Source organism: Pseudarthrobacter sp. PH31-O2 (genome assembly GCF_030063265.1).
Lineage (GTDB): Bacteria > Actinomycetota > Actinomycetes > Actinomycetales > Micrococcaceae > Arthrobacter.
The window spans coordinates 93,446-113,916 of record NZ_JASIST010000003.1 but is presented as its reverse complement, the minus strand read 5'-3'; the positions used below and the strand labels follow the sequence as shown (position 1 = coordinate 113,916).

Sequence of the window (20,471 nt, the reverse complement as noted above, 5' to 3'; positions counted from 1 at the left end):
TGCCCCGCACAGATGAAAGCTAAGAGTTTCTTCAAGGGCCCCGGCATCTGGATTGTCGTTGTAGTTGGCATGCTCCTGCTGGCCTTTGCCACCCTTTCACCGGGCGGCGCGGCCCGGATCGACACCGACAAGGGCCTCGCGCTGCTGACCGACGGTGGCAAGGTTGAACAGGCGAAGATCTTCGACGCGGAAAACCGCGTGGACCTGATCCTGAAGGACAACCTGCAGGTTGACGGGCAGGACAAGGGCAAGAACATCCAGTTCTACTACGTCAATGCCCGCGCCGCCGACGTCGTTAAAGCCGTAACGGACTCCCGCCCGCCCAGCGGCTACACCGACCAGCCGGTCGAGAACAACTGGTTCGCCGGACTGTTCTCCCTCCTGATCCCGGTTATCCTGCTCGGCGTCCTGTTCTGGTTCCTGCTCTCCCGCATGCAGGGCGGCGGCTCCAAGGTGATGCAGTTTGGCAAGTCCAAGGCCAAGCTGGTGAACAAGGACATGCCGCAGGTCACCTTCGGCGACGTCGCCGGAGCTGACGAGGCCGTCGAGGAACTCGAAGAAATCAAGGAGTTCCTCCAGGAGCCGGCGAAGTTCCAGGCCGTTGGCGCCAAGATCCCCAAAGGCGTGCTGCTCTACGGTCCGCCCGGAACCGGCAAGACCCTGTTGGCCCGCGCCGTTGCCGGCGAGGCCGGGGTGCCGTTCTTCTCGATCTCCGGTTCCGATTTTGTTGAGATGTTCGTCGGCGTCGGCGCTTCCCGCGTCCGTGACCTGTTCGAGCAGGCCAAGGCAAATGCGCCGGCCATCATTTTCGTGGACGAGATCGACGCCGTCGGACGCCACCGCGGTGCCGGCATCGGCGGCGGCAACGACGAACGCGAGCAAACCCTCAACCAGCTGCTGGTCGAGATGGACGGCTTTGACGTTAAGACCAATGTCATCCTGATCGCCGCCACCAACCGGCCCGACGTCCTGGACCCGGCACTGCTGCGGCCGGGACGCTTTGACCGCCAGATCTCCGTCGAGGCCCCGGACCTGATCGGCCGTGACCAGATCCTGCAGGTCCATGCCAAGGGCAAGCCGATGGCTCCCGGCGTCGACCTGAGGGCCGTGGCCAAAAAGACCCCCGGCTACACCGGCGCTGACCTGGCCAACGTCCTTAACGAGGCCGCCCTGCTGACGGCCCGCTCGAATGCCAACCTCATTGACGACCGCGCCCTGGACGAAGCCATTGACCGTGTAATGGCCGGTCCGCAGAAGCGCAGCCGCGTGATGAAGGAACACGAACGCAAGGTCACGGCCTACCACGAAGGCGGCCACGCCCTGGTGGCGGCGGCGCTGCGGAATTCCGCTCCGGTCACCAAGATCACCATTTTGCCCCGCGGCCGTGCCCTGGGCTACACCATGGTGGTTCCGGAGAATGACAAGTACTCCGTGACCCGCAACGAACTGCTCGACCAGATGGCTTATGCCATGGGCGGCCGCGTCGCGGAGGAACTCGTCTTCCACGACCCGTCCACCGGGGCGTCCAATGACATCGAAAAGGCCACCGGCATCGCCCGCAAAATGGTCACCGAGTTCGGCATGAGCGAACGGGTCGGAGCAGTGCGCCTGGGCCAGGGCGGCGGCGAACCGTTTCTGGGCCGCGACGCCGGACACGAGCGCAACTACTCGGACCAGATCGCCTACATCGTCGACGAGGAAGTCCGCCGCCTGATCGAGGGCGCGCACGACGAGGCTTACGCCATCCTGATCGAGAACCGCGACGTCCTGGACCAGTTGGCCCTTGAACTGCTGGAACGCGAAACGTTGAACCAGGCGGAAATCGCACAGGTCTTCACCAACATCCGCAAGCGTGATTTCCGTGAGATCTGGCTCTCCAAGGAAACCCGCCCGATCCAGGACGTCGGCCCGGTGGAGTCCCGCCGGGAGAAGGCAGAACGCGAAGCGCAGGAAGAGGCCAAGGAAGCCCGGCTCGAGGAACCGCTGGACACCTTCCCGCCGCACGCCCAAGGCGTCCCCGGACAGGAGCCGTTCCAGGGCGGTGTAACGGATCTCGGGCCTGACGGCCATCCCGGCTAGGCTTCTTCAGTGACTTCTTTCTTCAATGACGACGACGCTCCCGCCACCGGCTCTTTGGTGGCGGGAGCCTCAGCCGCTGTCCCCGCCGTTGTGGACCAAGCCCGGATTGAGGCGGCCGTCCGCGAAATCCTGTTGGCCATCGGCGAGGACCCGGACCGCAGCGGCCTCATTGACACGCCGAAACGGGTCGCCAAGGCGTACACCGAGATTTTCGCCGGACTTCACCATGACCCGGCAGAGATTCTCGCCACAACCTTCGACCTGGACCACGAGGAACTGGTCCTGGTCAAGGACATCCCGTTCTACTCCACCTGCGAGCACCATCTGGTGCCGTTCCACGGGGTGGCCCATGTGGGCTACATCCCCTCCCACGACGGGAAGGTGACCGGGCTGAGCAAATTGGCGCGGCTGGTGGACATGTTCGCCCGCCGCCCCCAGGTCCAGGAACGCCTCACCACCCAGATCGTCGAGGCCCTCGTCACCCACCTCAAGCCGCGCGGCGCAATCGTCGTCGTCGAATGCGAACACCTCTGCATGTCCATGCGCGGCATCCGCAAGCCCGGTGCCAGGACCGTCACCAGTGCGGTACGCGGGCAACTCCATGACCCGGCCACCCGCGCCGAAGCCATGAGCCTCATTATCGGAAGGTAACACCACAGACAATGGACTCCCTAGCTGCAGCCCCCGGAACCGGACCGGCGACGTCGCCCCTGCCAGTAGTGCGCAAGGCACGCCGCGCGGCAACATTCGAAGCCCTGCCCACTGACCGGACACTGCTGATGGCCATCCTGAATGTCACCCCGGACTCCTTCAGCGACGGCGGCCAGCACGCCACCGCCGACACCGCCATCGCCGCCGGGCTGCGGATGTTCTACGCCGGCGCGGACATCATCGATGTCGGCGGCGAGTCCACCCGCCCGGGAGCCACCGAAGTGGAGCCCGACGAGGAGCAGCGGCGGGTGCTTCCAGTCATCGCCGCCCTGGCGAAGGCCGGGGCGCTGGTCAGCATCGATACCACCCACGCCGCCACCGCTGCCGCGGCGCTGCAGGCAGGCGCCGTCATCATCAACGACGTCTCCGGCCTGAGCATTGAACCCGAAATGGCCGAACTCGTGGCACGCAGCAAGGCTCCCTACGTCCTCACACACCGCCGGGGCACAGCGGGCACAATGGACACGCTGACGGACTACGGAAACGTGGCTGCGGACGTCGCCGCGGAACTGGCGGGCGTCCGGGACAAGCTCTACGCCGCAGGTGTCAGCCCGGAGCAGATCATCGTTGATCCGGGCCTGGGCTTCTCCAAGACCGACGCGCAGAACTGGGAGCTGCTGCAGAACCTCGACGTGCTGCAGGCCATGGGTCATAAGGTCCTTGTCGCCGCCTCCCGCAAACGCTTCCTGGGCAGCCTCCTGTCCGTCGCCGGCAAGTCCGCCCCGCCGGCCGAACGCGACGCGGCCACCGCTGCGGTCACCGCCATCAGCGCCTCCCGCGGCGCCTGGGCTGTCCGCGTGCACGACGTCGGGCCCAGCCTCGATGCTGTCAAGGTCGCCGCCGGGATGAGCCCGGCAGATGGCCGCGCAGTACCCGCCGCCGGCGATAACTGAACCGGAAAGCCACCATGGACCAGATCACGCTGAGCGGCGTCACCGCCGTCGGCCACCACGGAGTGTTTGATTTCGAGCGGCGCGACGGCCAGCCGTTCGTCGTCGATGCCGTGCTGCACCTGGATTTCAGCCGCGCGGCACGTTCCGACGACGTGCTGGACACGGCGCACTACGGTGAAGTGGCGGAGTGCATCCGGACCTGGATCGCGGGGGAGCCGCTGAACCTGATCGAGGCACTCGCCGTCCGGATCGCCGAGGACGTGCTGCAGAAGTTCCCCGTGGCAGCAGTGGAAATCACTGTGCACAAACCCGAGGCGCCCATCGAGGTCGCATTCGGTGATGTCTCCGTCAGCGTGCGCCGGAGCCGGCAGGACCAACAATGAGCTACACGCGGGCTGTGCTTGCGCTCGGCAGCAACCTGGGGGCGCGCAGCGACACCCTTTCGGCAGCCGTCGCGGACATCGTCGACCCGCCGGAGGTCCGCCTCCTGGCCATTTCGCCGATCGTCCAGACCAAAGCAGTCGGCGGTCCGCCGGACCAGCCGGATTTCCTCAATATGGTGATGACGGTGGAGACCACATTGACACCCGGTGAGCTGCTGCGGCACTGCCACGCTGTGGAACAAAAGCACCTCCGGGTCCGCGACGTGCGCTGGGGCCCCCGCACCCTCGACGTGGACATCATCACGTACGGGGAGCTGGCCAGTTCCGACCCGGAGCTCACCCTTCCGCACCCGCGTGCCGTCCAGCGGGCCTTTGTACTCTTCCCGTGGTCGCTTATCGACCCTGCCGCCGAGTTGGACGGCCAACGCGTCGGCGAGCTAGCGGCCAAAGCCCCCGATTTCCCCGACCTCATTCCCTTCGACGGCTTCGACACCCTCCACCCCGCGGCCGGAGCAAGCGAATGATGAAGCTGACCAGCCCCCTGGTGCTGTCCCTCATCGGCGTGGCCGTAGGGGTCCTGGGCTGGCTGGCCGCCCTGCTGACGACCCGTTACAGCCTGAACACCCCCGTCCTGCCGCTCACCGGGCTCATCACGATGGCCGTGATCGTGGTGCTCACCATCGTGCTGGGCGTCCGGGTGCTGCGCTGGCGCAACGGCAACAAAAAGAGAATGCTTAATCCCATCCTGGCGGCGTGGACCCTCGTCCTCGCGCAGGCCTGCGCGTATACCGGCAGCGTCCTGCTGGGCTGGCACGCAGGGATCTTCATTGACCAGCTGCGCCTTTGGAACCTCCGCAGCGACCAGACGCTCGCGTGGCAGGCCGTGGCCATGGCCGGCGGCGGCCTGGCGATGATCGTCGTTGGCCTGGTCGTGGAACGGTTCTGCCGGATACCGCCCGAGGACGGCGACGGCGGATCAGCCCCGGGCGTCCGGGAAAAGCGCAAGCCGACGGCGGAAGGCGAATATGCCTACCGAGGCGATTGACCCGCCGGGCATCACCTGGTTACGGGTCTCCCCGAAATATGTGACCGTGCGGCGCGCCGGCTGGGCCGCGGCGAACCTACTTGTTGTCGCTCTGCTGTGCCTCCCCCTCGTTCTCATCCGCAATGGCTGGTGGCCGTCCTTCCCGCTCTGGCTTGCCATCGCCGTCCCGGCCGTGGTCCTGGTCCTGGCCCTGTGCAGGTTCCTGCTCATTCCCCGCCAGGTCCAGGCCATCGGCTACGCCGAGCGTGACGATGACCTGCTCATCCGCCGCGGCATCTTCTTCCAGCGCACCCTCGTGGTTCCTTACGGCCGGATGCAATACGTGGACATCGGCGCCGGACCGTTGGAACGCGGGCTGGGACTGTGCACGCTGAAACTCCACACCGCCTCCCCGGGTACCCGCGCGGAGATCCCGGGGCTGCCCGCCGCCGAGGGCGCCCGGCTGCGCGAGCAGCTTTCCGCGCGCGGTGAAGCCCGGCTGGCCGGGCTGTGACGGTATCGCGGTGAAATCCGGTGTGCCCGCGGGAACGTCCGCCGGCGCCGATACCGAAACGCCCGGGCCCCGGTGGCTGCGTGTGCACCCGGCGTCGCCGTTCGTGCGGGGCTGGGTGGCGCTGGCCGCCATCGGGTTCTTCTTTTTCCGGGACACCTTCGAACGGCTGCTCCAGGGCGGACCCCTGATCGATGACAGGTTCACCGGCCGGGCTCCGTGGCTGCTGCTCGGCGGCGGCGTGCTGGTGCTTCTGACCGTGCTCGGATACGTCCTGAGCTGGTACTTCACCCGCTATCAGGTGGCCGAAGGCTACGTCCGGCTCAACACGGGATTCCTCTTCAAACAGCAGCGGCAGGCGCGCCTGGACCGGGTCCAGGCAATCGATATTGTGCAGCCGTTGCTGGCCAGGTTGTTCGGGCTGGCCGAGCTAAAGTTCGACGTGGCCGACGCCGGCGAGTCGGCGGTGCGCCTGGCTTTCCTGCGCGTGGACGAGGCGCGGCAGCTGCGGGCCACTATCCTGGCCAGTGCCTCCGCCCCGGCGCGAAACCCCGCTGACCTTGCCGGCCCGGAGGCCGTGGCCGCCGAAGCGCCGGAACACGCCGTACTCACGGTCCCGCCGGGGCGCCTGGTGGGGTCCCTGATCCTGAGCGAGCAGACCGTCTTTGTGCTGGCCGGCGGCGCGGGGTCCGTGGTGCTCTCGGCGCTCACGGAGAACCGCAGCTTCTACCTCTTCCTGATTCCGGCCGCGCTGGGCATGGCGGCAGCGTACTGGAACTCCGTCACCCGCGGCTACAACTTCACCGCAGCCATTTCCCCGGACGGGATCCGGTTGCGCTACGGCCTGCTGGATACGCAGGCCCAGACCCTTCCGCCGGGCCGGATCCAGGCACTGCGGGTCAGCCAGCCGCCGCTCTGGCGCTTCTTCGGCTGGTACCGGATCCACGTCAACGTCGCCGGTTACGGCGCCGCGGCGGACAACGGCGAGGGCTCTTCACGGAGCACGCTCCTGCCGGTGGGGACCTTTCCGGAGGTGCTCACCATCCTCTCCCTGGTCCTTCCCGACCCGGGCACCCCGGACCCGGCGGGCATATTCACCGCCGGAGCCAACGGCCGCTCCGGCCCGGCCGCGGCCGGGCCGGCTCCCGGCACCGACGACGGCGGCTTTGTCACCACCCCGCGGCGCGCCCGGCTGCTGGCCCCCCTGGGCTGGCGGCGCAACGGTTTCGCCGCCACCGACACGGCCCTGCTGATCCGTTCGGGCCGCTGGTGGCGGCACCTTGTTATCGTTCCGCACCAGCGCACCCAATCGATGGCGCTTGAGCAGGGCCCCCTGGCCAGGCGCTTCCGGGTGGCGGACCTGGTCCTGCATACCACCGCCGGACCCGTCTCGCCGCGGCTGATCCAGGCCGGCCTGGACGAGGCGCGTGCCCTCCTCGACGCCCAGGCGGCACGGGCCCGGGCCGCCCGCCGGCGTCAGACCAGCGAGCACTGGCTGGAGCAGGTCCGCCCGCCCGCCGCTGAACGCCCCCACACCGAAGAACCCAACAGGCAGGAAGACCGGAAGCATGGCTAAACCAGGACGTCTCGGCATCGGAATCATCGGCGCCGGCAAAGTTGGCGCTGTCCTCGGGGCGGCTCTGCGCGGCGCCGAGCACGCCGTCATCGGAGTCTCGGCGGTCTCCGACGCCAGCCGCGAACGCGCCGAAGCCCTGCTTCCCGGTGTCCCCGTCCTGGAAGTGCGGGACATCGTCGAACGCGCCGAACTGGTGCTCCTGGCCGTCCCCGACGATGCCCTGGGCCCGCTTGTGGAAGGCCTGGCGAAGCTCGGCGCCTGGCAGCCCGGGCAGCTCGTGGCACACACCTCCGGCCGGTTCGGCGTCGGGATCCTGCATCCTGTCCGCGCCGTTGGCGCCATCCCGTTGGCATTGCACCCTGCCATGACCTTCACCGGCATGAGCCTGGACCTGACCCGGCTGCTGGACTGCACCTTCGGTGTTACCGCGGATGCTGCCATGCTGCCCATTGCTCAGGCCCTTGTAGTGGAGATGGGCGCGGAGCCCGTTGCCATCGCCGAGGCGGACCGCACGCTCTACCACGCTGCCCTGGCGCACGGCTCAAACCACCTCGTCACCTTGGTGGCACAGTCCTCGCAACTGCTCCGGGAGGTCGGCGTCGAGGCCCCCGAACGAATGCTGGGGCCACTGCTGCGGGCAACCCTGGAGAACGCGCTCGCCTCAGGCGAATCGGCACTGACCGGGCCGGTGGTCCGCGGTGATGTGGGCACCGTGGCGGCACACGCCGAGTCCTTGCGGGAGCACGACGGCGGCGCGGGCGGAGATATTCTGGAGGCGTACCTGGCCATGGCCCGGGCGACGGCCCGCCGGGCAGGACGCCGGGGACTGCTGAAGCCGGAGCAACTCGGCGGCATCGCACACGCACTTGAAGGTTCCGGCGGCGATGACGAAAACCCTACGGAAGGTCCATAATTTGGCGATTCAACTCGTGACTACGGCTGCGCAGCTCCGGGCCGAGAGCGCCCGCCTGCTCCGCGCGAAAGGCGGCTCCTCACAGGGCCTGGTGCCCACCATGGGTGCACTGCATGAGGGCCATGCCGAGCTGGCGCGCACCGCCGTCGAACAAAACGACGTGGCGGTGGTGAGTATTTTCGTGAACCCGCTGCAGTTCGGCGAAGCCGTGGACCTTGAGCGGTACCCCCGCACCCTGGACGCGGACCTGGCGCTCCTGAATGCCGTCGGCGTGGACCTGGTCTTCGCTCCGGAGGTGCAGGAGGTCTATCCCGGCGGGGAACCGCTGGTAAGGATCAGCGCCGGGCCAATAGCCGGCAAGTGGGAGGGCGCCTCCCGCCCGGGGCACTTCGACGGCGCCCTGACGGTTGTGGCCAAGCTGCTGCACTTCGGACTGCCGGGTGCCTCCGGCGGAATGGAGCTGCCGGCGTACCGGGCGTACTTTGGTCAAAAAGATGCCCAGCAACTGGCCCTGGTCCAGCGCATGGTGGCGGACTTGAACTTCCCGGTGCAGATCGTAGCGGTGCCGATTGTGCGCTCGGCGGACGGGTTGGCGCTCTCGAGCCGCAACCGTTTCCTCTCTGCTGCGGAACGCGAGGCGGCCCTGGTGCTCTCGCGGGCCCTGCGGCTGATCGAGGACCGGGCCAACGCCAACCAGCCGCTGGACCTTGAGTCCGCAAGGGCGCTGGTGGAGTCCCAGCCGCTTGTCGAACTGGACTACTTCGAAGTGGTGGATCCGCTCACACTCGAACCGCTGGCCGAAAACTGCCGGGACACCCCGTTCCGCGGCGAGGCCTTGGCGATCATCGCGGCCACAGCCGGCCCGGTCCGGCTGATCGACAATGTTCCGCTGAACTCCTGACCCGCACCCCGCCGCCCCCCTGCGTTGTATGACCGGTCCCAGGAGTTAACCCCACGGCCGGGAATTACCGGGGCGGATCGCGGGTTGGCAACTAAGGCAGCGGCCACAAGCCGCAGCAGCACCCCCGTCAAAAACTCCCCGAGGGAACACCATGCGCTCCGACGTCACTTCCAAGCCGCACGGCGATCCCGCGCCGGCCCGCGTTGCGGTCGCCGCCGCCGCCGCGCCGCCGGCAAAGATGTCCCGGGAATCGGTCACAGTCATCGCCACCCTGCTGGTGGCTACCTTTGTGGTGATCCTTAACGAAACCATCATGAACGTCGCGCTCCAGCGGCTGATGGTGGATCTTGGGATCACGGCACCCACCGTGCAGTGGCTGTCCACTGGCTTTATGCTCACCATGGCCGTAGTGATTCCCACGACGGGTTTTATCCTGCAACGGCTCTCCACCCGCGCGGTGTTTATGCTGGCGATGGGGCTGTTCTCCGGCGGCACGCTGCTCGCGGCGCTGGCCCCGGGATTCGAAATCCTCCTGCTTGCCCGGATCGTCCAGGCCGGCGGTACAGCCATTATGGTGCCGCTGCTGATGACCACCATCCTCACCCTGGTTCCGGTGGCCCGCCGCGGCTTTGTGATGGGCAATGTGAGCATCGCCATCTCGGTGGCACCGGCCATGGGCCCCACGGTGTCCGGACTGATCCTTGAGCACTTCTCCTGGCGCTTTATGTTCGTTTTTGTCCTGCCGATCGCGCTGGCCGCCTTCGCCATCGGCGCCAAGTACCTGACCAACATTGGCGAGAATAAAAAGACCAGGCTTGACGCGGCGTCGGTGCTGCTGACCGTTCCGGCTTTCGGTGGCCTCGTCTACGGACTGAGCCAGATCGGCGGCGGCCAGGGCGGTCCTGGCGCGCCTGCCGTTATCGCGCTGGCCGTGGGCATCCTTGCCCTCACGGCGTTTGTGTTCCGGCAGTTGCGGCTGCAGAAGGCCGGGGCGCCGCTGCTGGACCTGCGTGCCTTTCGCCTGCGGATGTTCACCGTCTCCGTGCTGCTCCTCGTGGTTGCCATGATCGCCCTGTTCGGCGCCGTGATCCTTCTGCCGTTGTACCTGCAGGAGGTTCGCGGCCTGTCGTCACTGGAGACGGGGCTCTCGCTGCTCCCCGGCGGGCTCGCGATGGGCCTGCTGGGCCCGTTCATTGGGCGGACTTTCGACCAGGTGGGACCGCTGCCGCTGACCGTGACCGGTTCCATCATGCTGGTGGTGGCCCTGTTCCAGTTCTCCTTGCTGGATGCTGGCACTCCGGTCGGTTGGATCATCACCCTGCACGTGGGCCTCAGCCTGGGCCTGGCGCTGATCTTCACCCCGGCCTTCACCACCGGGCTGAACCCGTTGCCGCCGCACCTTTACTCGCATGGTTCGGCCATCATGAACACCTTGCAGCAGGTGGCGGGTGCCGCCGGAACGGCGTTGCTCGTTTCGATCTACGCTGTGGTGTCAGCCGGCTCGGGCGTTGTCGCGGGAATGCACGCGGCGTTCCTCACGGCCTCGGCCATCGCCGTTGCCGCCGTTGTGCTGGCCGCCATGATGCGCAAGACGGCAGCGGTGGAACACCCCGCCGCCGGCTAACGCGGCATGTTGTTCGCCAGCCGGCTGTATACAGCTAGCTGGCGAAAAAGGCGCTGAGTTCGGAGATGAGCTTGTCCGGTGCCTTGTTCACGCCGTCGTGCCCCATGCCCGGAAGAATGGTGTAGCTGGACCCGGAGAGGACCTCGTGGATCTGGGCGCAGGCCACGCCGAAGTATGCCGGGCTTTTTTCGCCAACAACTATCAGTGTCTCCAGGGGCAGTTCCAGGAAGGGTTCGGCCGGCATGTCGGCGGCGATGATGGCCTTGATTTCCCGGACGCCGGTCTTCATCAGCTCGCGCATCTGCTTGCCGAGCGGGGTGCCGGCGGCCAGCTTGTTGGCCAAGGTCAGCATGGACAGCGGCATCCTGGACAGGGCGCTGCCGGTCTCCAGGCCCCGGAGCAGGACGGCCAAGGCGCGGTCGTCGTCACCTGCTTCGGTCGCCTTCTCGTATTCGGTAGTCCAGTCAGCGGTGACGCTGTGGTTTACGGAGACGGCGGGATCGTAGACCGCGAGCCGCTCCACCGGCAGGGTGCGGGCCGCGTGCAACGCCACCGCGCCGCCGAAGCTGTGCCCAAAAACGTCGGTACTGGACGTGTGCTTCATAACCACATCCAGGTCGCGGATGTCAACGTCGAGGGTGTAGTCCTCCGGCTGCGGTGAGGAGGAACCCCGCCCGCGCCGGTTAAAGGTGTGCACCGGGCGGCCCAGGGACGTACTGAGTTTTTGCGCAAAGCGGGTGTAGTCGGCGGCCGTCACCATGGAGGCCGGAACAACAACGACGCCGGAACCCGCCGAGGCCAGCTCGGCGCCCGTACTGAAAAGCTCGATCGTTCCACCGTCAGGGGTCCTGATGTTCTCGCGGGTCATGCTTCGAGCCTAGCCGAGGCTGTAGCTACGGCGTAGTAGGTTCCCGCGGGGCGGCCGGGGAACCAACGGTGGTTTGGGTGCCGAGCCGCCCGCCGGAGGCCTCAAGGTAGCAGGAGCCGCACAGCGATTCGTACCAGACGTCCTGGCCGTCGATCGCTACCTGTTCGCCGTCGAAGACCACCGCATCTCCCACCCGGCGGGTATTAAAGATGGCCTTGCGGCCGCAGCGGCAGATGGTTTTGAGTTCCTCGAGGGTATGTGCGATCTCCAGCAGGCGCAGCGATCCCGGGAACGCCCGGGTGCGAAAGTCGGTGCGGATGCCGTAGGCCAGCACGGGAACGTTATCCAGGACGGCGATCCGGAAGAGGTCGTCCACCTGGTCCGGTTCGAGGAATTGGGCCTCATCCACCAGCAGGCACGCGACCGGCTGCGTGTCGACGTGCTTAAGCAGGGCGTCGGGGTCATCGCCATGGGCGCGGGCGGTGAACAGCGCCCGCGCGGACCCCCCGGCCGGGATCTGGAAATCCACCGAACGGGTCATGCCCAGCCGGGACACAACGTCGGAGTCGCCCTTGGTGTCCACACCCGGCTTCGCCAGCAGCACCCGCTGGCCGCGTTCCTCGTAGTTGAAGGCGGCCTGAAGCAGCCCCGTTGACTTGCCGGAGTTCATCGCGCCGTAGCGGAAGTAGAGCTTGGCCAAGGGGGTCCTTTCGAAAGGGTCGCCCACCGATTGTAAAGGCGCGCCCTGCAACGGCCCAGCAGCGGGAGGCCCGCTACCGCCGTGGGGGCTGTTGGCCGGACTTGCCACCGCCGGGAGAATGATCCGCAAGCGGCCATGGCCGGGCGGGACCTGTGCGGGCAGAATCCCCGGTAAACTTGGGGATTGTGACTTCCCAAAACACCTCCGCCCCGCAGCCCGCCGCCGACTCCCACGACGCAAGCGAGCAGACTCGCGTCCGGATGGAGAAACGCGCCAAGCTGATCGAGCGCGGCGTAGAGGCGTATCCGGTGGGCGTGGATCGCACCCATGCGCTGGCGGAAGTCCGGGAGAAGTACGCCCACCTGCAGGCCGACGAAACCACCGGCGACGTCGTTGGGGTGACCGGCCGCATCGTTTTTATCCGCAACACCGGCAAGCTCTGCTTCGCCACGCTCCAGGAGGGTGGTGCTGACGGCAAAGCGGTCCGGTTGCAAGTCATGCTGAGCCTGGCCAACATCGGTGAGGACGCGCTCGCCGGCTGGAAGGCCCTCGTTGACCTCGGCGACCACGTGTTCATCCAGGGCGAGGTGATCTCCTCGCGGCGCGGCGAGCTCTCCGTGATGGCCGGGTCCTGGTCCATGGCGTCCAAGGCGCTGCGCCCGTTGCCGGTGCTGCACGCCGAGCTCAACGAGGAAACCCGCGTCCGCCAGCGCTATGTGGACCTTATTGTCCGCGACGAGGCCCGCGAAATGGTCTATACCCGGGCCGCGATCACGCGTTCCATCCGCGAGACCCTGCATCGCCAGGGTTACGTCGAGGTGGAAACGCCGATGCTGCAGCTGGTCCACGGCGGCGCGACGGCCCGCCCGTTCGAGACGCACATGAATGCGTTTGACCAGAAGATGACCCTGCGGATCGCCACCGAGCTCTACCTCAAGCGCACGGTTGTGGGCGGGATCGACCGCGTCTATGACATGGGCCGCGTCTTCCGCAACGAGGGTGTGGACTCTACCCACAGCCCGGAATTCACCACCCTGGAAAGCTACGAGGCCTGGGCGGACCAGTTCGTGATGGCGGACCGGATCAAGGAACTAATCCTCGACGCCGCGGACGCTGCGGGCGTGGGCCGGGTCCTGCGGTCCGAGGCTGGCGAAATCAACCTCGACGGCGACTGGGCCTGGATGGCCGTCTACCCGGGCCTTTCCGAAACCGTTGGCCAGGAGATTACCCCCGAGACCCCTGCGTCGGAGTTGCTGGCGCTGGCCGCCAGGCACGAGGTCAAGGTCGACGCGGCCTGGGATGCGGAAAAGCTTGTGGTGGAGCTGTTCGGCGAACTCGTTGAGCCGACGCTGCTTAATCCCACTTTCGTGTACGACTACCCGCCTTCCGCCCAGCCGCTGGCGCGGCAGCACCGGACGGATGACCGGCTGATTGAAGCGTGGGACCTCATCATCGGCGGCATGGAGCGCGGTACGGCATTCTCCGAGCTCATTGATCCGGTGATCCAGCGCGAACGGCTTACCGAGCAGTCCCGCCGCTCCGCCGCCGGCGACGTAGAGGCCATGCAGCTGGACGAGGACTTCCTCCGCGCGCTGGAGTACGGCGCCCCGCCGATGGGCGGGATCGGGCTGGGCATCGACCGGCTGGTGATGCTCTTCACCGGCGCGGGCATCCGCGAGACCATACTCTTCCCGCTGCTGAAGCCCGAGGGACACTGACCATGGACTATGTCGCCGTATTGCTTCCTTCCGTGGTCGTTGGGTTGATTTTCTGGTTCGCCATGAAGTCGATCTTTAATGCCGATAAATCCGAGCGCCAGGCCGAGGCGCGTGCCCAGGCGGAAGCCGATGGAAATACCCCCGACGCCGCTACGCGCCGGCGCGAGGGCCATTCCAACGATCCGAACTAATAGCAGGCTATTCCGCCTTGGGTTTTCCTTTGGAAACCTTTTTTCGCTTTGACTCGTTGCCGTAAAGCGGAGGATACTTCTAAGAAGTTTCATCCGGATTTCCTTGATACTCATCCTTTTGGAAAGAGAGTCTTTAATGGCACAGAAAGTAAAAATCATCCTTGTTGATGATCTGGATGGGGGCTCCGCGGACGAGACCGTCCGGTTTGGCCTTGACGGCGTCAGCTACGAAATCGACCTGTCATCGGAAAATGCATCAGAACTGCGCTCCGCAGTTGAGCGGTTTGCCGGCCACGCGCGCAAGACGTCGAGCGGCCGCGCCACGCGCACCAAAATTTCATCCGGCCGGAACCAGGACTCTGCCCAGATTCGGCAGTGGGCCCGCGATAACGGCTATGCGGTAAACAGCCGCGGCCGTATTCAGGCTGAAATTCAGGAAGCCTATCAAAAGGCGAATTCCTAGCCCTTGGCCGGGAACCTTCCGCCGTTTGATGAAGCGGTTTGGCGTAATGCCAATACCCATAACGATGCCCCCGCTGACGGCAGGGGCATCGTTATGTCCGCCCGCGCTGACCGGGCCGGCGCGTTCCCGCCCGGTTGCCGGCCAAAGGCGCAGGTCCGAACCGGGGGCTGGCCGCGTGCTGCGTTCCGGAAGACGCAGCGGGGCAGGGGCGCCGCCGGGGCCGGCAGTCCGTGTTTGGGCGGGCAGCTGGCACCGCAGCGGCGTCCCGGTTTCCCCTGTGGCGAACAAGCCCCAAAATTTGAACCCGGCCACGTAGCATCAAAGTACGTCGTTTCTAGGAGTGTGGCGAAATGTTTGAGCGATTTACGGACCGTGCCCGTCGCGTAGTTGTGCTTGCCCAAGAAGAGGCACGCATGCTGAACCACAATTACATTGGTACCGAACACATCCTCTTGGGTCTGATCCATGAAGGTGAAGGTGTTGCGGCCAAAGCCCTTGAGTCCTTGAGCATCTCGCTCGACGGCGTTCGCGAGCAGGTACAGGAGATCATCGGCCAGGGCCAGCAAGCCCCGTCCGGACATATCCCCTTTACCCCCCGCGCCAAGAAGGTCCTGGAGCTCTCGCTTCGCGAAGCGCTGCAGCTGGGCCACAACTACATCGGCACGGAGCACATCCTGCTCGGCCTCATCCGTGAGGGTGAAGGCGTTGCCGCCCAGGTGCTGGTCAAGCTCGGTGCGGACCTCAACCGCGTCCGCCAGCAGGTCATCCAGCTGCTCTCGGGCTACCAGGGGAAGGAGACCACCGGTGCCGGTGTTGGCCCCGGCCAGGCCGAAGGCACCCCGGCCGGCTCCGTTGTGCTGGACCAGTTCGGCCGCAACCTGACCCAGGCTGCACGTGAGAACAAGCTGGACCCGGTTATCGGGCGCGAATCCGAAATGGAACGCGTGATGCAGGTCCTCTCCCGCCGCACCAAGAACAACCCGGTGCTGATCGGCGAGCCCGGCGTCGGCAAGACTGCCGTCGTCGAAGGCCTCGCCCAGGCCATTGTCCGTGGCGACGTTCCGGAGACCATCAAGGACAAGCAGCTGTACACGCTGGACCTTGGTTCCCTCGTGGCCGGTTCACGCTACCGCGGTGACTTCGAGGAGCGTCTCAAGAAGGTCCTTAAGGAAATCCGCACCCGCGGGGACATTATCTTGTTCATCGATGAAATCCACACCCTCGTGGGCGCGGGTGCTGCTGAAGGCGCCATCGATGCGGCCTCGATCCTGAAGCCCATGCTGGCCCGCGGCGAGCTCCAGACCATCGGTGCCACCACGCTGGACGAGTACCGCAAGCACATCGAGAAGGACGCAGCGCTGGAGCGCCGGTTCCAGCCGATCCAGGTCAAGGAACCCTCTGTCGCGCACGCGATCGAGATCCTCAAGGGCCTCCGCGACCGGTATGAGGCGCACCACCGCGTCACCATCACCGACGGCGCCCTTGCCTCGGCCGCGAGCCTTTCCGAGCGCTACATCTCGGACCGCTTCCTGCCGGACAAGGCGATCGACCTGATCGATGAGGCCGGCGCGCGGCTGCGTATCCGCCGGATGACGGCCCCGCCGGAGCTCAAGGTCATGGACGAGAAGATTGCGGCCATGAAGCTGGAGAAGGAATCCGCTATTGACGCGCAGGACTTCGAAGGTGCTGCCGCGCTGCGCGACAAGGAGCAGAAACTCATTGTTGAGCGGGCCGAGAAGGAACGCCAATGGAAAACCGGCGGCATGGATGACATCTCCGAGGTGGATGAGGATCTCATCGCCGAGGTGCTGGCGAACTCCACCGGCATCCCGGTCTTCAAGCTGACCGAGGAAGAGTCCTCGCGGCTGCTGAAGATGGAAGACGAGCTGCACAAGCGCGTCGTCGGCCAGGACGAGGCCATCAAGTCCCTTTCCCAGGCGATCCGCCGCACCCGTGCAGGCCTGAAAGACCCGAAGCGTCCGGGTGGTTCGTTCATCTTCGCCGGCCCCACCGGCGTCGGCAAGACCGAGCTAGCCAAGGCACTGGCCGAATTCCTCTTCGGTGAGGAAGACGCCCTGATCACCCTGGACATGTCCGAGTACTCGGAGAAGCACACGGTGTCGCGTCTCTTCGGAGCCCCTCCGGGCTACGTCGGCTACGAGGAAGGCGGACAGCTGACCGAGAAGGTCCGCCGTCGTCCGTTCTCCGTGGTGCTGTTCGACGAAGTTGAGAAGGCGCACGCCGACCTCTTCAACTCGCTGCTGCAGATCCTGGAGGACGGCCGCCTGACCGACTCCCAGGGCCGGGTGGTGGACTTCAAGAACACCGTGATCATCATGACCACCAACCTCGGCACCCGGGACATCTCCAAGAGTGTTGCCACCGGCTTCCAGTCGGGCACGGACACGCAGACCGGGTACAACCGGATGCGGGCCCGCGTGACCGAGGAGCTCAAGCAGCACTTCCGCCCCGAGTTCCTGAACCGTGTTGACGACGTTGTGGTATTCCCGCAGCTGACCCAGGACGAGATCATCGAGATCGTGGACATGTTCGTCGGCCGGTTGGAGAAGCGCCTCAAGGACAAGGACATGGGCATCGAGCTCACGCCCGCGGCCAAGATCCTGCTCGCAACCCGCGGCTACGACCCCGCCATGGGTGCCCGGCCGCTGCGCCGGACCATCCAGCGCGAGATCGAGGACCAGCTCTCCGAGAAGATCCTCTTCGGCGAAATCCACGCTGGCGACATCGTGATGGTGGATGTGGAAGGCGAAGGCGACGACGCCAAATTCACCTTCGCCGGCAACACGAAGCCGCTGATCCCGGAGATCGCTCCGAGCGTCTAAGCATTGGCCCAACGGCCCCGTCTTCCTAACCAGGGAGGCGGGGCCTTTGCGTTTGCAGCCTCGCCCCTTGCTCGGCACCGCGGCGGGTGCAGCTTGCTCGCCCGTCCCTCGCGTCGGCGCAAGCTACACAATGGCGCCTGCGCCTTCGCCTCCGCAGGTGGTCACCGCACTGAGCACCGTGGTGGTATCTGAAAGTACCGTTTCACTCTTAGTGAACTTGGTGTGATCCATGCCATAGCGGGTGTTGAATCGGTGCATGGCTTCCACCGATCCGGCAACGCAGGGCGAGCAGCCCGAAACACCTTTCCATAACCTTGACCACTACCTCGCCATCCCCAGGGTCAGCGGCCTGGTGCTGAGCCCGGACGGCGGACGGCTGGTGACCACGGTGGCCACGCTGAATGCCAAGGGCACCGAATACGGCACCGCCTTGTGGGAGCTGGATCCGGCCGGGCAGAAGCAGGCCCGTCGGATCACCCGCAGCGCCAAGGGCGAAACCGGGGCCGTGTTCGCCGGCGGGGACCTGTACTTCAGCTCCGCGCGTCCAGACCCGGAATCCCCGGAGGCGGACCCGGTAAATGCGCTCTGGATGCTGCCCGCGGGCGGTGGCGAAGCCCGCGTTGCGCACACCCGGGCCGGTGGTATTGGTACCCTCCTGGCGGCGCAGGGGACCGGTGCGCTCATCCTCAACGCCGCCGTGCTGCCCGGTGCCACGGACGAAGGAGGCGATGCCGAACTCCGCACGGCACGTAAGGACAAAAAGGTAGCGGCCATCCTGCACAGCGGATACCCCGTCCGTTACTGGGACGCCGACCTGGGGCCCGCCGAGCCGAGGCTCTTTGCCGTCGAGCCCCTCGAACCGGGCGAGGAGCAGGAACAGGCCAAGCCGTCAACTGTTGACGCCGCGGCGCCGCTTAAGCTCCGCAACTTGACGCCCGACGCCGGTGCCGCCCTGCGGGACGCGGATACCGTCATCAGCCCCGACGGCACAACGATTTACAGCAGCTTCACCAAGGTGCTGGCCCGCGCGGACTCCCGGTCAGTTCTCATCGCGGTCGACGTCGCCACCGGCACCCGTAAGGTTCTGCTGGACACCGAGGGAATGAGTTACTTCCCCGGGCCGGTCAGTCCCGACAACCTGACGCTTGTGGTGCGCAGCGAGAGTGACACCACGCCGGAAGCGGCGCCGCAGCTGAAACTGCACCTGCTCGACGTCGGCGGCGGATCGGCCCGGGATGCAGGCCATGCCGAGCCGGTGCCGCTCGCGCACGGCTGGGACCGCTGGCCGGTCTCCGCCGCCTGGCTGCCGGACGGATCGGCCCTGCTCGTCACCGCCGATGAGGACGGCGCCTCGCCGGTTTTCCGCATCGGCATCACCGGGGACGGGGGAGCCGGCCGGGTCACCCGGCTGACGGCCGACTCCGCGGCGTATACCGATGTTGTGGTTCATCCGGACGGCCGCAGCGCCTATGCACTCCGCAGCTCCTACGAGTATCCTCCGGAAGCGGTTCAAATCGACCTTGCCAACGGAGCCGTCAGCCGGCTCCCCGCCCCCGCGGAACGCCCGCGTCGCCATGGCTCGCTGGAACGTGTGGAGACGACGGGGGGAGACGGAACCCGGGTGCCGGCGTACCTGGCGCTCCCGGAAGACGCCGGCGCCGGAAGCCCGGCACCGTTGCTGTTGTGGATCCATGGCGGCCCGCTCGGTTCATGGAATGCCTGGACCTGGCGCTGGAACCCCTGGCTGCTCGTTGCCCGGGGTTACGCCGTGCTGCTCCCGGACCCGGCCCTCTCGACCGGTTACGGCCAGTACCACATCCAGCGCGGCTGGGGTGAATGGGGCAAAGCCCCGTACACCGACCTGATGGCCATCACTGACGCCGTTGTGCAGCGGCCGGACATCGACGAGACCCGCACGGCTGCCATGGGCGGTTCGTTCGGTGGCTACATGGCGAACTGGGTGGCCGGCCACACCAGCCGGTTCAAGGCGATCGTCACGCACGCAGGCCTCTGGGCGCTGGACCAGTTCGGCCCCACCACGGACTCCGCGCCCTACTGGCTCAAGGAAATGACAGCCGAAATGGCCCTGGCCAATTCCCCGCACCTGCATGTGGAGGACATCAGCACACCGATGCTGGTCATCCACGGCGATAAGGACTACCGGGTCCCCGTCGGCGAAGGACTGCGCCTCTGGTACGAGCTGCTCGCCAAGTCCCAACTCGCAGCCGACGGGAACGGCGCGACTGACCACCGTTTCCTTTACTTCCCGGACGAGAACCACTGGATCCTGCAGCCGCAGCACACCAAGGTCTGGTACGGCGTCGTCGAACACTTCCTGGCCAGGCACCTGCTGGAGCAGGACGTGCCGGTCCCGGCCGAGCTTGGCCTCTAGCTCCAGCCGTGCGGCGTCCGGCCCGGAGGCCGCACGGCGGCGCGGCACAAAACGCGCGCCGTAGGATTGGGCTGTGACTGAACCTATCCTCATCCGCCTTGCCCGTACCAGCGATGTCGGGGCGATCAAGACCCTCGTGGCGCCGCTGGCCGAACAGCGGATTCTGATGGCCAAGGAAACCGTGGCCTACTACGAGAGCCTCCAGGAGTTCCGGATCGCCGAGTCGCCCGACGGCGAAGTGATCGGCTGCGGGGCGCTGCACGTGATGTGGGAAGACCTCGCCGAAGTGCGCACGCTCGCGGCGTCGGATGCCTGGCGCGGTACCGGCGTGGGCCATCTCCTGGTTGAGCGGCTGCTGGCGGATGCCCGTGCATTGGGAATCTCCCGCGTCTTTTGCCTCACCTTCGAGGTTGACTTCTTCAAAAGACACGGCTTCGAAGTGATGGCGGACCAGTCCGCGGTGGACCCCGTGGTCTATTCCGAGTTGCTGCGCTCCCACGATGAGGGTGTCGCCGAGTTCCTCGACCTTGCCAGGGTGAAGCCCAATACACTCGGAAACACCCGGATGATCAAAGCGCTCTAAGCCCGGGCCGGCGCCGGAAAGCGACACGGTGCGGATCGGGGACGGGGTCTTCCCATCAATAAATCTGATGGATAAACTGATCCCGGTCCAGGGGGTGG

The 20,471-nt window shown here is 66.4% G+C and carries 19 protein-coding genes; 17 read left to right on the top strand and 2 right to left on the bottom strand.

What is annotated here, in order from left to right; genetic code table 11:
* Positions 1-12: 12 nt before the first annotated feature.
* From ftsH to QMG72_RS06410, 11 genes are all read left to right on the top strand, one after another.
* A complete protein-coding gene (ftsH, locus tag QMG72_RS06460) occupies positions 13-2,079 on the top strand; it encodes an ATP-dependent zinc metalloprotease FtsH (protein WP_226773833.1) in 2,067 nt (688 codons plus the stop codon).
* Between the two features lie 54 nt (positions 2,080-2,133).
* Positions 2,134-2,730: a GTP cyclohydrolase I FolE gene (folE, locus tag QMG72_RS06455; RefSeq protein ID WP_226773898.1), complete on the top strand. Its 597-nt coding sequence runs from the start codon at positions 2,134-2,136 to the stop codon at positions 2,728-2,730.
* Between the two features lie 11 nt (positions 2,731-2,741).
* Positions 2,742-3,683, top strand: a complete 942-nt coding sequence (gene folP / locus QMG72_RS06450) for a dihydropteroate synthase (protein ID WP_226773834.1) — start codon at positions 2,742-2,744, stop codon at positions 3,681-3,683.
* 14 nt (positions 3,684-3,697) lie between these two features.
* Complete coding sequence (gene folB / locus QMG72_RS06445; protein WP_226773835.1) at positions 3,698-4,066, top strand: dihydroneopterin aldolase; 369 nt, start codon at positions 3,698-3,700, stop codon at positions 4,064-4,066.
* The gene (gene folK / locus QMG72_RS06440) at positions 4,063-4,590 is read left to right on the top strand and encodes a 2-amino-4-hydroxy-6-hydroxymethyldihydropteridine diphosphokinase (protein ID WP_283480063.1); all 528 of its coding nucleotides are present in this window, start codon (positions 4,063-4,065) and stop codon (positions 4,588-4,590) included. Before folB ends, folK begins: the two co-directional genes overlap by 4 nt.
* Positions 4,590-5,111: a DUF3180 domain-containing protein gene (locus tag QMG72_RS06435; RefSeq protein WP_226773899.1), complete on the top strand. Its 522-nt coding sequence runs from the start codon at positions 4,590-4,592 to the stop codon at positions 5,109-5,111. The genes folK and QMG72_RS06435 overlap by 1 nt, the downstream gene beginning before the upstream one ends.
* Positions 5,092-5,604: a PH domain-containing protein gene (locus QMG72_RS06430; RefSeq protein ID WP_226773837.1), complete on the top strand. Its 513-nt coding sequence runs from the start codon at positions 5,092-5,094 to the stop codon at positions 5,602-5,604. Before QMG72_RS06435 ends, QMG72_RS06430 begins: the two co-directional genes overlap by 20 nt.
* Before the next feature lie 10 nt (positions 5,605-5,614).
* Positions 5,615-7,177, top strand: coding sequence for a PH domain-containing protein (locus QMG72_RS06425; protein WP_396021231.1), 1,563 nt, complete (start codon positions 5,615-5,617; stop codon positions 7,175-7,177).
* Complete coding sequence (locus QMG72_RS06420; protein ID WP_226773838.1) at positions 7,170-8,090, top strand: Rossmann-like and DUF2520 domain-containing protein; 921 nt, start codon at positions 7,170-7,172, stop codon at positions 8,088-8,090. The genes QMG72_RS06425 and QMG72_RS06420 overlap by 8 nt, the downstream gene beginning before the upstream one ends.
* A 1-nt stretch (position 8,091) precedes the next feature.
* On the top strand, positions 8,092-8,991 hold the full coding sequence (panC, locus tag QMG72_RS06415; protein WP_226773839.1) for a pantoate--beta-alanine ligase: 900 nt from the start codon (positions 8,092-8,094) through the stop codon (positions 8,989-8,991).
* A 151-nt stretch (positions 8,992-9,142) separates the two neighbouring features.
* On the top strand, positions 9,143-10,615 hold the full coding sequence (locus QMG72_RS06410; RefSeq protein ID WP_226773840.1) for a DHA2 family efflux MFS transporter permease subunit: 1,473 nt from the start codon (positions 9,143-9,145) through the stop codon (positions 10,613-10,615).
* A 34-nt stretch (positions 10,616-10,649) separates the two neighbouring features.
* Here QMG72_RS06410 and QMG72_RS06405 read toward each other — a convergent pair whose 3' ends face one another.
* Entirely contained in the window at positions 10,650-11,483 is an 834-nt protein-coding gene (locus QMG72_RS06405; RefSeq protein WP_226773841.1) for an alpha/beta fold hydrolase, read from the bottom strand.
* Between the two features lie 25 nt (positions 11,484-11,508).
* Positions 11,509-12,183, bottom strand: coding sequence for a thymidine kinase (locus tag QMG72_RS06400; protein ID WP_283480061.1), 675 nt, complete (start codon positions 12,181-12,183; stop codon positions 11,509-11,511).
* 185 nt (positions 12,184-12,368) lie between these two features.
* On the opposite strand from QMG72_RS06400, the gene lysS reads away from it, so the two are divergent.
* From lysS to QMG72_RS06370, 6 genes are all read left to right on the top strand, one after another.
* Positions 12,369-13,901, top strand: a complete 1,533-nt coding sequence (lysS, locus tag QMG72_RS06395) for a lysine--tRNA ligase (protein WP_283480060.1) — start codon at positions 12,369-12,371, stop codon at positions 13,899-13,901.
* Between the two features lie 2 nt (positions 13,902-13,903).
* Entirely contained in the window at positions 13,904-14,092 is a 189-nt protein-coding gene (locus tag QMG72_RS06390; protein WP_226773844.1) for a hypothetical protein, read from the top strand.
* Between the two features lie 136 nt (positions 14,093-14,228).
* Positions 14,229-14,555: a histone-like nucleoid-structuring protein Lsr2 gene (locus tag QMG72_RS06385; RefSeq protein ID WP_226773845.1), complete on the top strand. Its 327-nt coding sequence runs from the start codon at positions 14,229-14,231 to the stop codon at positions 14,553-14,555.
* Positions 14,556-14,905: 350 nt separating this feature from the next.
* Positions 14,906-17,398 (top strand): ATP-dependent Clp protease ATP-binding subunit, encoded by a 2,493-nt coding sequence (locus QMG72_RS06380; RefSeq protein ID WP_226773846.1) that lies wholly within the window; start codon positions 14,906-14,908, stop codon positions 17,396-17,398.
* Positions 17,399-17,654: 256 nt separating this feature from the next.
* Complete coding sequence (locus QMG72_RS06375) at positions 17,655-19,790, top strand: S9 family peptidase (RefSeq protein ID WP_283480059.1); 2,136 nt, start codon at positions 17,655-17,657, stop codon at positions 19,788-19,790.
* A gap of 73 nt (positions 19,791-19,863) precedes the next feature.
* Positions 19,864-20,373: an amino-acid N-acetyltransferase gene (locus QMG72_RS06370; protein ID WP_226773848.1), complete on the top strand. Its 510-nt coding sequence runs from the start codon at positions 19,864-19,866 to the stop codon at positions 20,371-20,373.
* Positions 20,374-20,471: the final 98 nt, after the last annotated feature.

Bases quoted from the DNA above. Each gene is read 5' to 3' on its own strand.
- ftsH (WP_226773833.1), top strand. From the start codon at position 13: ATGAAAGCTAAGAGTTTCTTCAAGGGCCCCGGCATCTGGATTGTCGTT.
- folP (WP_226773834.1), top strand. From the start codon at position 2,742: ATGGACTCCCTAGCTGCAGCCCCCGGAACCGGACCGGCGACGTCGCCC.
- folB (WP_226773835.1), top strand. From the start codon at position 3,698: ATGGACCAGATCACGCTGAGCGGCGTCACCGCCGTCGGCCACCACGGA.
- folK (WP_283480063.1), top strand. From the start codon at position 4,063: ATGAGCTACACGCGGGCTGTGCTTGCGCTCGGCAGCAACCTGGGGGCG.
- QMG72_RS06435 (WP_226773899.1), top strand. From the start codon at position 4,590: ATGAAGCTGACCAGCCCCCTGGTGCTGTCCCTCATCGGCGTGGCCGTA.
- QMG72_RS06430 (WP_226773837.1), top strand. From the start codon at position 5,092: ATGCCTACCGAGGCGATTGACCCGCCGGGCATCACCTGGTTACGGGTC.
- QMG72_RS06420 (WP_226773838.1), top strand. From the start codon at position 7,170: ATGGCTAAACCAGGACGTCTCGGCATCGGAATCATCGGCGCCGGCAAA.
- QMG72_RS06410 (WP_226773840.1), top strand. From the start codon at position 9,143: ATGCGCTCCGACGTCACTTCCAAGCCGCACGGCGATCCCGCGCCGGCC.
- QMG72_RS06405 (WP_226773841.1), bottom strand. From the start codon at position 11,483: ATGACCCGCGAGAACATCAGGACCCCTGACGGTGGAACGATCGAGCTT.
- QMG72_RS06390 (WP_226773844.1), top strand. From the start codon at position 13,904: ATGGACTATGTCGCCGTATTGCTTCCTTCCGTGGTCGTTGGGTTGATT.
- QMG72_RS06385 (WP_226773845.1), top strand. From the start codon at position 14,229: ATGGCACAGAAAGTAAAAATCATCCTTGTTGATGATCTGGATGGGGGC.
- QMG72_RS06380 (WP_226773846.1), top strand. From the start codon at position 14,906: ATGTTTGAGCGATTTACGGACCGTGCCCGTCGCGTAGTTGTGCTTGCC.
- QMG72_RS06375 (WP_283480059.1), top strand. From the start codon at position 17,655: ATGGCTTCCACCGATCCGGCAACGCAGGGCGAGCAGCCCGAAACACCT.